Raw genomic sequence first — 14,558 nt, forward strand, 5'->3', positions numbered from 1 at the left:
CGAAGGCTGAAGTGGGTGGGGGCCGGAGCTGGTTGAGGATGTAGTGCTCAGGCCCTGGCGCGGCGGACGTCGATGTTGCCGTACTTGGTACGGGCGCGGACCTTGACCGTGTCCTCGGTCCGCTCCGGGCTCTCGGACGCGGTGAGCGTGTTGCGCACCTGGCCGGAGCCCGAGCTGACGTCGAGCCAGGCGGCCGTGCCCACGCGGACGCCGATGTCGATGGCGCCGTAATTGGTCTCCAACTGGACGGTTCCGCGGGCAACTTCGCCCACCCGCAGGGTGCCGTGGGCGGTGGTGGCGGTGACCGAGTCCTCGGCCCGCCGGATCTCGATGTCGCCGTTGGCGCCGCTCACCCGCAGCTCGCCGGTCGCGGCGTCGACCGTAGTGGTGCCGTGGGAGTTCTTCAGGACGGCGGGGCCGTCGAGGATGCCTACGCGCAGGCTGCCGGAGCTGGTGGTGATCTCGGCCCGGCCCTCGACCCGGTCCACGGTGATCGAGCCGTGCGACGCGGTCAGCTGGAGCGGACCCGTCGTGTCGAGGCGGACATCGCCGGAGGAGGTCTTCACGTTGACCTCACCGAGGCGGCCCTCGCCCAGCACCTGGGCCCAGGCACCCGTCATCTCGATGCGGGAGTCCGTGGGCAGTTCGACCGTCACGTCGACCGTGCCGGTGCGGCCGAGCCCGAGCAGATTGCCCTTGGGTGTCCTGACGGTCAGTGCGCCGCCCGTGTACGTGACGTCGGTCTGCTCGGCCGCCCGTACGTCCACGTCCTTCTTCGGGTCGCGGGGCCGCACATCGACGACCGTGTCGAGGCGGTCGCCCGCGGTGAACTGGATGGAACCGGCCTCCACGCGCGCCGTGACCGAGATCGCTTCAGGAGTGTCGAAAGAAGGCATGGCTGTCCCGTCCTCTTGAGTCTTTGGATCGTCCCCGCTGGTGGGACGCGGTGTGGGTGAAGTGGTGTGGAGGGGGGTGCGACTAGCGCACCCAGCCCGTGAAACTCTGCCCGACGGTCTGGGCCTTCTCCGTCGTACGCGGCCGGGTCCCGCCGTCGACCGCGGCCGACACGGCGCGCACCAGCCAGGCGTTGACCGACAGGCCCTCGCGGGTCGCGGCCTCCTCGGCGCGAGTCTTGAGGTGGGCCGGCAGACGCAGGTTGACGCGGGCGGTGCCCCCGTCGTCGCCGTCGGCCGGGACCGGGGCCCTGAACGGCTCGGCGGGCGCGACCGGCTCGGCGGGGGCGCCGCCATAGGTGGGCGGCGGTGTCACCACGAAGTCTGGGTCGAGCCCGCGCAGCCGTACGTCGACCGAGCCGGGGGCGAGTTCACGGGTGATCTCGTCCATCGCGGCGGAGAGCATGTTGAGCATGGTCAGACGGGTGGCCGACTCCAGGGGAGCGGTGAGCCTCTCGGCCAGCTCGCGGGCTTCTTCGCCGCCGGCTTCGGCGGCCACCGCGAGTTCACGGCGGAGGGAGTCGACATACGGGGTGAGGTCCATGACGCCATGATGGCACCAATGCAGTGCCACATGCAACCCCGAGTGGTGCCTCCATGTGGTGGGACCGTGTTCTCTGGTGCGCGAAATGGCGTCAGTGACCTCTTCCGGTGCCATCTGGAGCCTTTCGGTGCGCTGCGGCGTCCCTACTGGGGCGCCAATTTGGGCTCGTAGTGGCGCCACGTGTGTGCCATAGTGGCATCACTAACCGCGCACTCCCGGTCTCGCAGGCGAGGGGCGCGCGTTTTCGCTGAGTGAGCCATCGAAGGGGTCGGACCATGGAGTCAGCGCACAGCCAGGAGCAGACGGCGCCCGCTGCCTTCGCCGCCTTCGCCCGCTTCGTGCTCTTCGGCGGTGGGGTAGGGGTCGCCTCAAGCCTCGCCGTGGCGGCCCTGGCCTCCTGGATTCCATGGGCTGTGGCCAACGCCCTGATCACCGTGGTCTCCACGCTCCTCGCCACCGAGTTGCACGGCCGGTTCACCTTCGGGGGCGGGCGCGCGACCTGGCGCCAGCATGCGCAGTCGGCCGGGTCCGCAGCGATCGCCTACGCGGTCACCTGTGCGGCAATGCTGCTCCTGCAGCAGCTGGTGGCGGCGCCGGGTGCGGTCCTCGAGCAGGTCGTCTACCTCTCGGCCTCAGCATTCGCCGGTGTCGCGCGATTCACGTTGCTGCGTCTCGTCGTCTTCGCGAGGAGCCGCTCGCAGGCCGCGCCCACCGGTGGCACCGCCCTTGGCGTGCAGGCGACCGTGGCCCGCACCGCGGCCCCGGCCGGCCCCGCAGTCCTCTGCCACGCCGCCTGAGCCTTCCGCCGCGCGGGAGGCCACCGGACCGAACCAGACCGGACACCCACCTGCCCGGACCGCACTGACCACCTCAGCGGGACGGCAGTGCACATCCGGACGCCGAGGTCGACCTCGACCTCGGCGTCCGGATCTTGTTCAGCTGTCGTAGGTGTGAAAACCGCGGCCGCTCTTGCGGCCGAGGTGACCCGCGGCGACCATCCGGCGCAGGAGAGCGGGCGGTGCGTACAGCGGCTCCTTGTACTCCTCGTACATCGACTCGGCCACGGCCTGGGCGGTGTCGAGGCCGATGAGGTCGAGCAGGCGCAACGGCCCCATGGGGTGCGCGCACCCGAGTTCCATGCCCCGGTCGATGTCGTCCGGCCGCGCGGAGCCCGACTCCACCATCCGTACCGCGCTGAGCAGGTAGGGCACGAGGAGGGCGTTGACGACGAAGCCGGAACGGTCGGGCGCCTGGATGGCCTGTTTGCCCAGCTGCTCGGCGAAGCCGCGGGTCCGCCGCACCGTGTCCGCGCCGGTGACGAGGGAGGGAATGACCTCGACCAGCTGCTGCACGGGGACGGGGTTGAAGAAGTGCAGACCGATGACCCGCTCGGGCCGCTCGGTGACGACGGCGAGATCGACGACGGGGATCGAGGAGGTGTTGGTGGCCAGGACCGCCGTAGGGTCTTCGATCGCCTTGTCCAGGTCGCGCAGGACACCGGTCTTGATGTCGCGGTTCTCGGCGACGGCCTCGACGACGAACTGGCGGTCGGCCATGTCACCGAGGTCACGGGTGAAGGAGAGCCGGCCGAGGGTCTGGTCTCGTTGTTCCTCGCTGAGCTTGCCACGCCGCAGGCCCCGGTCGAGGGAGGCGGTGAGCCGGCGGCGGCCTGCCTCGACCGCGTCATGCGTGGCCTCGGCGACACGGACGTCGATGCCGCTACGGGCGGCGACTTCGGCGATGCCGGAGCCCATGAGGCCGCATCCGACGACGCCGAGACGGGTGACGGGATCCATCCGGGGTCCGTCCTTTCTGGTGAGCGGGTCTGGTGAGCGGGAAGTGATCGGCGTCAGAGATCGAGGACGAGACGAGGCCCGCACGAGCGGGAGACGCAGATGAGCATGGTGTCGCCGGCGGCTCGTTCGTCCTCGGTCAACAGCGAGTCGCGGTGGTCGGGTGTGCCGTCCAGTACGTCGGTCTCGCAGGTGCCGCACGTGCCTTCCCGGCAGGAGAAGTCGACCGTGACGCCGGCCCCCTCCACGGTTTCGAGCACCGAACGGTCCGGCGGCACGGTGAGGGTGAGGCCGGAACGGGCGAGCTCCAGCTCGAAGGCCGTGGCCGCGCCGGTCCCGGTCGTCGCGACCGGGGTGAACCGTTCGACGCCCAGCGTGCCGGGCGGCCAGTCCGCGCACTGCTCCTGCACCGCCCGCAGCAGGGGCTCGGGACCGCAGGCGTGCACCAGGGTGCCCTCCTTGGGCACGTCGAGGTGGGCGGCGAGGTCCAGGAGGCCGTACTCGTCCTGCGGGCGGACGAGTACCCGGTCGCCGTGCGGGACGAGGCGGTCCAGGAATGCCATGGAGGTCCGGGTGCGGCCGCCGTACAGCAGACGCCAGTCGGCCCCGGCGGCCTCGGCGGCCTCGACCATGGGAAGGATGGGCGTGATGCCGACGCCGCCTGCGACGAACAGCTGGCGGGTGGCCGGCCGCAGCGGGAAGTTGTTCCGCGGTCCGCGGACCCGCACGGTGGAGCCTTCACGCAGGTGGTCGTGGACGTACGCGGAACCGCCGCGGCCCTCCGGTTCGCGGAGCACGGCGATCTGCCAGGCCTCGCGTTCGGCCGGGTGTCCGCACAGGGAGTACTGACGGACCAGGCCGTCGGCGTCACCGTCCAGGAGCACGTCGATGTGGGCGCCGGGCGCCCAGACGGGGAGCATGCCGCCGTCGGGGCGGCGCAGGGTCAGGGAGACGACGCCGTCGGCGGCGAGGGCGCGGGCGGCCACCGTGAGGGTGGTCGGGACCGAGGGCAGTTGGTCGTTCATGCTGGTTCGGCTCCCGGTCTCAGGCCTGCGTCGGTACATGCAGCAACAGCGCGTCACCCTGACCGCCGCCCCCGCACAGGGCCGCCGCTCCGACGCCGCCTCCGCGCCGGCGCAGTTCCGTCGCCAGGGTCAGCACCAGCCGGGCTCCGGTCATGCCGACCGGGTGACCGAGCGCGATGGCTCCGCCGTTGACGTTCACCTTGTCCAGTGGGATGTCCAGTTCGCGTACGGAAGCCAGGGCCACTCCGGCGAACGCCTCGTTGATCTCGAACAGATCCAGGTCGGCGGCCTTCAGCCGGCCGTCCCGCTCCAGGGCGTCGCGGACGGCGCCGGCCGGCTGGACGAGCAGTGAGGGGTCGGGGCCGGCGACCGTGCCGTAGGCGCCGATCTCGGCGAGCGGCGTCAGGCCCTCCCGCCGGGCGCGCTCCGCGCTCATCACGACGACGGCCGCGGCGCCGTCGGAGAGCTGCGAGGAGTTGCCGGCGGTGATGGTGCCCGTGCCGGAGAAGGCCGGCCGCAGGCGGCCCAGGGTCTCGGCGGTGCTTCCCGGCCGTACGCCCTCGTCGGTGTCCACCACCGTCTCGCCTCGGTGTCCGGCCACCGTGACGGGGGCGATCTCCTCGGACCACGCGCCCGACTGCTGGGCGTGGGCGGCCCGTTGATGGGAGAGCGCGCTGTACTCGTCCTGTTCCTGCCGGGTCAGGGCGAACGGCTGCTGGTAGCGCTCGGTGGCCGCGCCCATGGAGACGCCGTCGAAGGCGCATACGAGGGCGTCCCGGTCGAGGGCGTCCTCGACCGCGTTCGAGCCGTACTTCCAGCCGGCGCGTGATCCGCGCAGCAGGTGCGGGGCGCCGGACATGGACTCCATGCCGCCCGCGACGACCACCTCGTGACGGCCGGAGGCGATCATGAGGTCGGCCAGGGCGATGGCGTGCAGGCCGGACGGACAGAGCTTGTTGACGGTGCTCGCCGGTACGGAGAAGGGGATGCCGGCGAGGACCGCGGCCTGCCGGGCCGGGTTGGGGCCGGCGCCGGCCTGCACCACATGCCCCATGACGACGGCCTGCACGGCCCGCGGGTCCAGAGGGACGGCGGCCAGAGCCGCGCGGATGGCGTGGGCGCCGAGATCGACCGCGGACAGCGGGCTGAGGGCGCCCAGCAGTTTGCCGATGGGCGTCCTTGCTCCGGCGACGATGACGGATCCGGGCATGGCCGGGACCTCCTGGGGTGTGGGACGGTCAGACGACGGGGTCGACGGCGCGTTCGGCGATCATGTGGGCGGTCTCGTTCACCGAGTGCAGAACGACTCGTCCGCCGGGCATGCGCCGCACCCGGCTGACCGAGGTGTAGCCGGGGTGGAACCAGAACATCGTCGGCAGACCGAGCACTGTCGCGAGATAGGTGTTGGTGATGCCGCCGTGGCACACGGCGGCGACCCGTCCGCCGGGATGGGCGTCGAGGATGGTGTCCATGGCGCGCACGGCCCGCCCGCGGAAGGCGTCCCAGTCCAGGTCGGGCACGAAGTCCTCGAAGCGTCCCTCGGCGAGCGCCGCCGCCCGGGGGTCACCCGTGCCGATCTGCTCCGGTGGGGTGTAGGGCTGGGACACGTCCGTGTCCCACTCGCGCAGGTCGTCGAGGACGGTGGCCGTCAGGCCGGTGAGCCGTTCCAGGGGCGCCATGGTCTCGCGGGCCCGCTGGAACGGGCTGACGTAGAGGGCGTCGAGTTTTTCGTGTGCCAGCCAGTCGGCGAGGCGTTCGGCCTGGGCGGTGCCCTCCGGCGACAGACCCGGGTCGAACACGCCCGCCACGGGGAGGCCGTGCCGGACGAGAAGGAGTTCGGTCATGGATGATCCTTAGGTATGTGGGAGCGGCTCAGCCGGCGATGGTGCGTTCCGAGCCCCAGTAGGGGCGGCGCATCGCGCGCTTGTCGAGCTTGCCCATGGCGTTGCGCAGCAGCTCGGGAACGACCTCGTACGACTTCGGGCACTTGTAGGCGGCGAGGCGCTCGCGGCAGAAGGCCTCCAGCTCGCCGGCGGGCGGCTCGTCCCCGGCGACCACGACCAGCGCCCGCAGCGACTCGCCGAAGTCCGGGTCGGGCACGCCGATCACGGCGACCTCGACGACCGCGGGGTGCCGGCGCAGGACCGCCTCGCTCTCGGCCGGGTACAGGTTCACGCCGCCGGAGACCACGACGTCCGCAGCCCGGTCGGTGATGAAGATGTAGCCGTCGGCGTCGATGTAGCCGATGTCGCCGAGCGTGAAGACGCCGGGGGAGAGATAGGCGGCCTTGGTCTTGTCGGGGTCCGCGTGGTAGCGGACACCTTGGTCGTCGGGCGCCCGGAAGGCCAGCAACCCGCGTTCCCCGGAGGGTAGTTGCCCGCCCTCGTCGTCCGTGACGAGCACCTCGAACGGGGGGTGTACCCGCCCGACCGAGCCCGGGTGCGCCAGCCACTCGGTGCTGCTGATGCGGGCCACGGTTCCCGCTTCGCTGGCGCCGTACGACTCGGTGAGCACCGGACCGAACCAGTCGATCATGGCGCGCTTGACGTCCGGCGGGCACGCGGAGCCGGTGTGGGAGACCTGCCGCAGGCTGGAGACGTCGTACCGGGCGCGGACGTCCTCCGGGAGGGCGAGCAGTCGTTGGAAGTGGGTGGGCACCATCACCGTCGAGGAGACCCGCCACTTCTGCACCCGGCTGAGGAACGACTCCGCGTCGTATCTGCCGAGGACGACCACCGGCTGACCGGCCGCCAGGTGCCGCAGCGAGGTCAGTGGCGCGTTGTGCTGCAGCGGACCGCACACCAGGTGGGGTCCCGGCGGGAATCCCGGTCGGGCGGACATCGCGGCGAGGTAGGCGGAGCTGTCGGCGACCGGGCCGCTCACCCAGCGCACCTCGGTGCCGCGTGCTCGTCCGGTGGTTCCCGAGGTGTACACGAGCGGAGGCCGGGCGGGCCGGTCCGTCGGGAGGGTGTGTCCGGCGGGCGCGGCGGCCAGCCACTTGTCCCAGTCGAAGGCGTGCCCGGCCAACGGGGTTCCGTGCGTCACGATCGGCAGACCCAGTTCCCGGGCCGCGTCGAGGGCGGCGCCCGCGCCGGCCGGTCCCGCGACGATGCCGGTCACACCCGCGTCGGTGATCTGGTCGACGAGCTCGCCCGAGGTGAGGTTCCGGGAGGTGGCCACGGTCCCCACTCCGGCTCGCAGGCCCGCCAGATGGGCCACCAGCGTCGGAATCGCGTTGTCGCCGAGGACGGCGATCCGGTCGCCGGGGCCGGGCGCGAACTCCAGCAGCCGGGCCGCCGCCCGGGCCACCTGGTCGGCGAGGCCGGACCAGGACAGCACTCCGAAGTCGTCCGCCAGGGCGGGTTCCTCGGGTGTCTCCTGGGCGCGACGGTCGAGTGGCAGCAGCGACATGGCTCCTCCGGCGGCTCCGCGGTCCTCTCCCGATGTCGACGGGAGAGAGGGAATGCGGAGACTGTAGCGTTTATCAAGAAAGTACGGAACACTCTGACCTCAGACGAAGCCGTTCCCGCATGTTCCAGCGGTGCAAGAGATCCACGGCCCACTCACCGTTACTCAAACTGTCGTCTGGTAAGTACCCGAGGAGGAGCCATGTCCCAGCCCGATCCGGACGCATGGCGCCAGCAGGTCCGGCAGTGGCTGGCCACGGTGCTCGAACCGGCGCCGGCGCCGGAGTCCACCACCCAGGCCGCCGACCTCGCCGTGTTCCACAACCTTCCGGAGGACGAGGAACGCCTCCTGCTGGATCGCTGCCGCGCCTATCAGCGGGCCCGCTTCGACGCCGGCTACCAGGCGCTGACACTCCCCGAGGACAAGGGCGGCGCGGGCCTGAGCGCCGCGCACGTGGCGGTCTTCGCCCAGGAGGAGTCCGCGTTCGAGGTGCCGCCGTCCACCGAGCTGATCAGTGTCACGGTGCGCCTGGTCGCGATGGCCGTCTCCCTGTTCGGAACGGACGAGCAACGACGCGACCACGCCCGCGCGTTCCTGCGCACCGACCTGCTGGCCTGCCAGCTCTTCAGCGAACCCGGCGCCGGCTCCGACCTCGCGGCCCTGCGCACCCGCGCCCGGCAGGACCGCGAGGAGTGGGTGATCGACGGCCAGAAGGTGTGGACGTCGGGCGCCCAGTTCGCCGACTACGGTCTGCTGCTCGCCCGGACCGACCCGGACGTCGTCAAACAGGCAGGCATCACCGCCTTCCTGGTCCCGATGGACGCACCCGGAGTGGAGGCGCGCCCCATCCGGCAGATGAGCGGCGGCGCCTCCTTCAACGAGGTCTTCCTCAGCGGCGTACGCGTCCCGGACCGGCTCCGGATCGGGCGACCGGGCCAGGGCTGGGAGGTCGCCAACGCCACCCTCGCCTTCGAGCGGACCGCATCCGGCAGCGGCAACCGCCGCAAGGGCGGCACCTTCCCCGACGTCCTCGCGCTCGCCCGCTCCCTCGGCCGGACCGGGGACCCACTCGTCCGCCAGCGCCTGGCCGACCTTTACGTCCGCGCCGCCCTGCGTACGGCCACCGTCGACCGCGTCGCCAGGACGAGCGCCGCCGGCGGCCGGCCGGGTCCGGAGGCCTCGTTGACCAAGCTCATGGCCTCCGAACTGCTCACCCGCACCGGCCAGGTCGCCGCCGAGCTGATGGGAGCGCGGATCAGCGCCGACACCGGGGAACCGGGCACCTTCGCCTGGACCCAGCATCTGCTCGGCGCCCCCGGCTACCGGCTGGCCGGAGGCACCGACCAGATCCAGCGCAACCTGATCGGCGAACGGGTCCTCAAGCTGCCGCCGGAACCCCGGGTGGACCGGGCGCCCTTCTCGGAGCTTCCCGGCGACTAAAAGGCTTCCAAGCGGCTTTCTCACAAAGGAGTGACATCGATGGAACTGGGACTGACAGGCGCGAAGGCGCTGGTGACCGGTGCGAGCCGGGGTATCGGCCGGGCGATCGCCGAGACCCTGGCCGCCGAGGGCTGTGCACTGGCCCTGTGCGCCCGGGGCGAGGAAGGGCTGGCCAAGGCGGCCGCCGAACTGCGGGGCGAAGGGGCCACCGTCTTCGCGGAACCGGTCGACGTCACCGACCCGGCCGCCCTCGCGGGCTTCGTGGAGCGGGCGGCCGGTGAACTCGGCGGACTGGACCTGCTGGTGTCCAACGTCTCGGCGGGCAACGTCAAAGGGCCCGAGTCGTGGGAGGCCAGCCTGCGCGGCGACCTGATCCCGTTCGCCGGCCTCGTCGAGGCGGCTCTTCCCCATCTGGAGGCATCCGACCGGGCCGCCGTCGTGGCCATCGGCACCACCAACGCCTCCGACACCGCCCGCCCGGCGGGCGCCAACTCCTACTCCGCGCTGAAGGCCGCCGTCGTCCAGCACGCCTCGGCCCTCGCCCATGCCCTCGCACCGAAGGGCATCCGCGTCAACACCGTCTCGCCCGGCCCGATCGACTTCCCCGGCGGCGCGTGGGAGACCATCCGCACCAGCCGCCCGGAGGTCTACGAGGAGGTGCTCGCCAAGCTGCCGATCGGCCGCTACGGCACCGCCGAGGACGTGGCCGCCGCGGTGGCGTTCCTGCTCGGCCGGACGGGCTCCTTCTGCGTCGGAGTCAACCTCGTGGTGGACGGCGGGCTGCTGACCCGCGTCCAGTACTGAGCCGTGGCGGGCCCGGCAGGCCGCCTGGACGCCGTACTGGTCTGCGGCGGCAGATGGCACGACTTCGACCACGCGCGGCTCAGGCTGCTGGAAATGCTGGGCGCCCACCCCCGGGTCCGCACCAGGGTCTATCAGGACTACGACTGCCTCCCCGCGCTGGAGCAGGCTGATCTGCTGATCAGCTACACCTGCGATGTGCGGCCCCGCCCGGCGCAGCGGGACGCGCTGGCACGCTTCACCGCGCGGGGCGGGCGCTGGCTCGCCCTGCACGGCACCAACGCGGTGATCGAGGCACCCGCCCCCGGCGGCCCCCGGACGTTCTCCACCCCCCGGCTGCTCGGGCAGCTGGCCGAGGTGCTCGGCAGCCAGTTCCTGGCGCACCCGCCCATCGAGCCGTACGAGGTGCGCGTGACCCGGCCCGACCATCCGCTGGTCGCCGGGATCGAACCGTTCACCGTCACCGACGAGCTGTACGTGTGCGAGCTGCACGGTGAGCTGGAAGTGCTGCTGCACGCCGAGTACACCGGGCCCTGCCGCGGCTTCGAGGAGGGCGACACGGCAGCGCTGGACGCCGCGGCCCGCCCCGTCCTCTATCTGAAACGGCACGGTCTCGGCGAGGTCTGCTACTTCACCCTCGGCCACTGCCGGGGCCGGTACGACATGCAGGACCTCGGCGTGGCCGACACCGGGCGCGTGGACCGGGGCCCCTGGGAGACACCGGAGTTCCTGACGGTGCTCGGGCGGTGTCTGGAGCGGGTGGTGGGCGCCGAGCGTCCGGTCACCGCACCGGCGTCGGCCTGACGTGTCTGGGCCCGAGTCCCTGCGGGGGCCCGGGCCCAGACACGCACGCGTGGCTCAGCCGTGCGGCAGCACGACCGCGCGCCCGCCCACCTCCCCGGCGTGCAGGCGCTCGTACGCCCGGGGCGCGTCCTCGATCGAGTAGGTCTCGATGTGGGAGGAGACGAGCCCCTGCCTCGCCAGTTCGAGGACCTCGATCAGCTCGCGGCGGCTGCCCCAATAGGGAGCGCAGACGGACACCTCGAACGGCAGACCGCCGCCGAAGCCGACCGCGAGAGTGCCACCCCCGATGCCGACGACGGTGACATCGCCCGCCACCGCCACCGAAGCGGCGGCCAAGGCCAGGGTCGCCTCGGCCCCCACGAAGTCCAGCACCACCTCGGCCCCGATGCCGTCGGTCAGCTCCCGCACCCGGGCCGCCGCCTCGCCGTCGGAGAGCAGCGTCTCGTGGGCGCCGACCGCGCGGGCCAGTTCCAGCTTCTCCTTGCCGACATCGAGGGCGACCACCCGGGCAGGGGTCAACGCCCGCAGCAGTTGTACGGCGATGTGGCCCAGACCGCCGACGCCGACCACCACCGCGGTGCTGCCGGGCACGAGCTTGGGCAGGGACGCGCGGATCGCGTGGTACGGCGTCAGGCCGGCGTCCGTCAGGGGCGCGGCCTGCGCCGGGTCCAGCCCCTTCAGTGGCACCAGATGGCGCGGCGAGTCCACCACCATGTACTCCGCGAGCGCACCCGGCCGACCGAGCCCGGGCGGCATGATGCCGAGCCCGGCAGCGTGCGGGCAGGAGTTCTCTCTGCCCTCCGCGCACGCCCGGCACAGACCACACCCCCACGGGCCGTACACCGCCACCTCGTCGCCCTCGGCCACTCCCCTGACCCCGCTGCCCAGCCCCGCGACGGTGCCGACGCCCTCGTGGCCCAGCGTCATCGGCAGGGGATAGGGGAACTGCTCCTGCGGCCAGCTCATGACCGCCAGGTCCGAGTGGCACAGCCCCGCGGCCGTCACCTTCAGCAGCACCTGACCCGGGCCCGGCTCGGGCACGGGAACCTCGACGACCTCGGGCGCGCTGCCCACCGTCCGGTACTGAACCGCCTTCATCCTGAGAACTCCTCGTCCGGGGCGGACACGTCGTCGGTCTCGGCGACCGTGGGCGCCTTGTGGCGGCGCAGGACCGCCGGCAGGGTGATCCGCCCACCCGTGAGAACGAGCGCGACGATGAGGACGGAACCGGTGAACAGGCTCGCGGCCCACTGCGCGCTGGTGGCGAGTCCGAGCCCGGTGATGCCGGTGCCGAGCAGCAGCACAGCGATCACCGTCCCCCAGGCGTTGAACCGGCCCGCACGCAACTGGGTCGCCCCGACGAAGGCCGCCGCGTAGGCCGACAGCAGATACGGGGTGCCCGCGCTCGGCGATCCGGACCCCACAGAGGACGCGAAGACGACTCCCGCGAAGCCCGCGAGCAGCGCGGACGTCACCAGGGTCAGAAAGCGCAGCCGGTTGGTGCGCACTCCCTGCAGGCGTGCCGCGTCGGCGTTGAAGCCGGTCGCGTACAACCGGCGCCCGGTCGCGGTGTGCTCCAGCAGGAACCAGATGGCCGTCGCGGCGAGCAGCAGATACAGCACCGGCAGGGTGATGCCACCGACGTCCAGCTGGGCGATGTTGGCGAACGGCTTGGCCAGCAGCTTCACCCCGGTGATGGAGCTGTCGTTGGTGACCATGGTGATCAGGGACTGGATCAGCGCTCCGGTGGCCAGGGTGGCGATGAACGAGTCGACCCGCAGCACCACCACCACGACCCCGTTGACCAACCCGATCAGCAGGGCGGCGGTCATCGCCAGGGCGATCGCGGTGCCGGGGCCGAGCCCTTTGGTGACCATGAAGTAGGCGGTCAGCACACTGGTGAGGGACATGGTGTAGGCGACCGACAGATCGAAGACGCGTGCGGTCAGCGGGAGTACGACGCTGAGCGCCACCAGTCCGGCCACCGCGTTGCCGTTCAGGACCTGCTTGACCGTGGTGACGGTCGGGAACGTGTCCGGCGCCCACACGGAGAAGAGGACGATGATCAGCAGCCACACGTAGACGGCGCCGATGGTGCGGAACGACAGGGCTGCCACCGCCCGTCGGCTCAGCGTGCCCAGGGTCCGTGCGCCGGACACCGTGGGCACCTCCGTTCCGCTCGGCCGGAGCTCGGCGGTCCGGGTCGGGGTGGATGTCATGTCACTCGGTTCCTTCCATGGCGTGGACCAGCGCGGGCTCGGTGATGTCCCGGCCGCTGATCTCCCGTACGATCCGGCCGTCCCGTACCACCAGGACCCGGGTGCACAGGGCGAGCAGGTCCTCGGTGTCGGACGAGGACACGATCACGCCCATCCCGTGGTCGGCCTGACGCTCTATCAGGTCGTACAGCTGCAGACGGGTCGCGATGTCGACGCCCGCCGTGGGTTCGCACAGCACCAGTACCGGCGGCTGCTGGGCCAGGCAGCGGGCCACCACGACCTTCTGCTGGTTGCCGCCGCTCAGCGTGGTGATCCGGGCGCCGCGGCCGGCGGTGCGCACCCCGACCCGCCGGATCCATTCCTCGGCGAGTGAGGATTCGCGGCGCCGGTGCAGCCGCCCGGCCCCGGCGCGGAGCCGGTCGAGCAGCGGGAGGGTGAGGTTCTCGCCGACCGAGAAGTCACCGATCACGCCCTCGCCGGCCCGGTCCGCGGGAACGAGAGGAATACCGAGCCGCCCCGCGTCCTTCGCCTCGCCCCAGCGCGGGGAGCGCTCCGGTACCCGCACCTGGCCGCGCACGGGTCCGCCGTACGCCCCGCACACCGCGTACGGCACCACCTCGTGGCCCGAGCCGACCAGGCCGGTGATGCCCAGCCGCTCGCCCCGGGCCACGGTGAAGTCGACGCCGTGCAGCGGACCGGCCGACAACCCGCGCACCTCCAGCACCGCCTCGGCGCCATCGGCAACGGGCCGCGGCCGGTGCTCGGTCTCCGTCTCCTCGCCCGCCATCAGCTCCGCCAGCGACCGGGGAGTGAGCTCGTCGACCCGGCGGGTGGCGATCCGGCGACCGCCGCGGATCACGGTGACCCGGTCGGCGAGCGCGAAGATCTCGTCCATCCGGTGCGAGACGTACAGGACGCTGGCACCGGAGTCGCGGATCTCCCGCACGATGTCGAAGAGCCGGGCCACCTCCCCGGGCGGCAGCACCGCGGTCGGCTCGTCGAGCACGAGGACGCCACGGCGGCCCTCCCAGCCCTGCAGGGCGGCGGCGATGGCCACCACCGCGCGCTGGACGGGGGTGGCGGTCGACAGGGGACGGCGTACGTCGATGCCGAGGCCGAAACGTTCGACCAGGGCGGTCGTACGGCGTTCCATCTCCGGCCAGCGGATGTTGCCCAGGGCCGTACGGGCGAAGCCGCGGCTGAGGGCGAGGTTGTCCGTGGCGCTCAACTCGCCCACCAGGCCCAGCTCCTGGTGGACGAAGCGGAGCCGGTCGTGCCGGGAGCCGGTGACCTGGCCCAGGTCGAACGGCTCGCCGTCGAGTTCGGCGGCCGCTCCCGGGGCTGCGTGGTGATACCCGGCGAGGATCTTGATGAGGGTCGACTTGCCGGAGCCGTTGGGCCCGATCAGCGCATGGATCTCGCCGTGGGCGATGTCGAGGTCGACGTCCTGGAGTGCCTGGGTCGCGCCGAATCGCTTCGACAGCCCGGACACCCGCAGCACGGGCCGGTCGGTCTCCTGCGTCCCGGCCGACCCGAGCGACGTTTCAGCGTGCACCGTTGCTCCTTCCGGC

At 72.1% G+C, this 14,558-nt stretch carries 14 protein-coding genes; 4 read left to right on the top strand and 10 right to left on the bottom strand.

From position 1 onward, the window contains the following. Window positions 1-47: 47 nt before the first annotated feature. Together BFN33_RS11595 and BFN33_RS11600 are read right to left on the bottom strand one after the other, a co-directional pair. Entirely contained in the window at window positions 48-896 is an 849-nt protein-coding gene (locus BFN33_RS11595; protein ID WP_069759866.1) for a DUF4097 family beta strand repeat-containing protein, read from the bottom strand. A gap of 82 nt (window positions 897-978) precedes the next feature. After that, window positions 979-1,497, bottom strand: coding sequence for a toxin-antitoxin system HicB family antitoxin (locus tag BFN33_RS11600; protein WP_069759867.1), 519 nt, complete (start codon window positions 1,495-1,497; stop codon window positions 979-981). 275 nt (window positions 1,498-1,772) lie between these two features. Here BFN33_RS11600 and BFN33_RS11605 point away from each other — a divergent pair, with 275 nt between their 5' ends. Further along, complete coding sequence (locus BFN33_RS11605; protein ID WP_069759868.1) at window positions 1,773-2,294, top strand: hypothetical protein; 522 nt, start codon at window positions 1,773-1,775, stop codon at window positions 2,292-2,294. 138 nt (window positions 2,295-2,432) lie between these two features. Here the strand turns inward: BFN33_RS11605 and BFN33_RS11610 are convergent, their stop codons facing one another. Genes BFN33_RS11610 through BFN33_RS11630 form a run of 5 tightly spaced genes read right to left on the bottom strand, consistent with a single transcriptional unit; the run spans window position 2,433 to window position 7,726 of the window. Next, window positions 2,433-3,293: a 3-hydroxybutyryl-CoA dehydrogenase gene (locus BFN33_RS11610; RefSeq protein ID WP_069759869.1), complete on the bottom strand. Its 861-nt coding sequence runs from the start codon at window positions 3,291-3,293 to the stop codon at window positions 2,433-2,435. Between the two features lie 53 nt (window positions 3,294-3,346). Continuing rightward, window positions 3,347-4,315, bottom strand: a complete 969-nt coding sequence (locus tag BFN33_RS11615) for a PDR/VanB family oxidoreductase (RefSeq protein ID WP_069759870.1) — start codon at window positions 4,313-4,315, stop codon at window positions 3,347-3,349. A gap of 19 nt (window positions 4,316-4,334) precedes the next feature. Continuing rightward, the gene (locus BFN33_RS11620; RefSeq protein ID WP_069759871.1) at window positions 4,335-5,525 is read right to left on the bottom strand and encodes an acetyl-CoA C-acyltransferase; all 1,191 of its coding nucleotides are present in this window, start codon (window positions 5,523-5,525) and stop codon (window positions 4,335-4,337) included. Between the two features lie 28 nt (window positions 5,526-5,553). After that, a complete protein-coding gene (locus BFN33_RS11625) occupies window positions 5,554-6,159 on the bottom strand; it encodes a histidine phosphatase family protein (protein WP_069759872.1) in 606 nt (201 codons plus the stop codon). A 28-nt stretch (window positions 6,160-6,187) separates the two neighbouring features. Continuing rightward, on the bottom strand, window positions 6,188-7,726 hold the full coding sequence (locus tag BFN33_RS11630) for an AMP-binding protein (protein WP_069759873.1): 1,539 nt from the start codon (window positions 7,724-7,726) through the stop codon (window positions 6,188-6,190). A gap of 198 nt (window positions 7,727-7,924) precedes the next feature. Between BFN33_RS11630 and BFN33_RS11635 the strand changes: the two genes are divergently transcribed. From BFN33_RS11635 to BFN33_RS11645, 3 genes are read left to right on the top strand one after another with little or no spacing between them, the layout of a single operon-like run. Beyond that, a complete protein-coding gene (locus BFN33_RS11635; protein ID WP_069759874.1) occupies window positions 7,925-9,163 on the top strand; it encodes an acyl-CoA dehydrogenase family protein in 1,239 nt (412 codons plus the stop codon). 39 nt (window positions 9,164-9,202) lie between these two features. After that, window positions 9,203-9,967, top strand: coding sequence for an SDR family NAD(P)-dependent oxidoreductase (locus BFN33_RS11640; RefSeq protein WP_057613193.1), 765 nt, complete (start codon window positions 9,203-9,205; stop codon window positions 9,965-9,967). Between the two features lie 3 nt (window positions 9,968-9,970). Next, window positions 9,971-10,768 (top strand): ThuA domain-containing protein, encoded by a 798-nt coding sequence (locus tag BFN33_RS11645; RefSeq protein WP_069759875.1) that lies wholly within the window; start codon window positions 9,971-9,973, stop codon window positions 10,766-10,768. 54 nt (window positions 10,769-10,822) lie between these two features. On the opposite strand, the gene BFN33_RS11650 is transcribed toward BFN33_RS11645, so the two are convergent. Genes BFN33_RS11650 through BFN33_RS11660 form a run of 3 tightly spaced genes read right to left on the bottom strand, consistent with a single transcriptional unit; the run spans window position 10,823 to window position 14,542 of the window. Continuing rightward, window positions 10,823-11,866, bottom strand: a complete 1,044-nt coding sequence (locus BFN33_RS11650) for an NAD(P)-dependent alcohol dehydrogenase (protein ID WP_069759876.1) — start codon at window positions 11,864-11,866, stop codon at window positions 10,823-10,825. Beyond that, complete coding sequence (locus BFN33_RS11655; protein WP_069759877.1) at window positions 11,863-12,987, bottom strand: ABC transporter permease; 1,125 nt, start codon at window positions 12,985-12,987, stop codon at window positions 11,863-11,865. The genes BFN33_RS11650 and BFN33_RS11655 overlap by 4 nt, the downstream gene beginning before the upstream one ends. Window position 12,988: 1 nt before the next feature. Beyond that, window positions 12,989-14,542 (bottom strand): sugar ABC transporter ATP-binding protein, encoded by a 1,554-nt coding sequence (locus tag BFN33_RS11660; protein WP_079140767.1) that lies wholly within the window; start codon window positions 14,540-14,542, stop codon window positions 12,989-12,991. Between the last annotated feature and the right edge of the window lie 16 nt (window positions 14,543-14,558).

Source organism: Streptomyces sp. LUP47B, assembly GCF_001746295.1.
Lineage (GTDB): Bacteria > Actinomycetota > Actinomycetes > Streptomycetales > Streptomycetaceae > Streptomyces.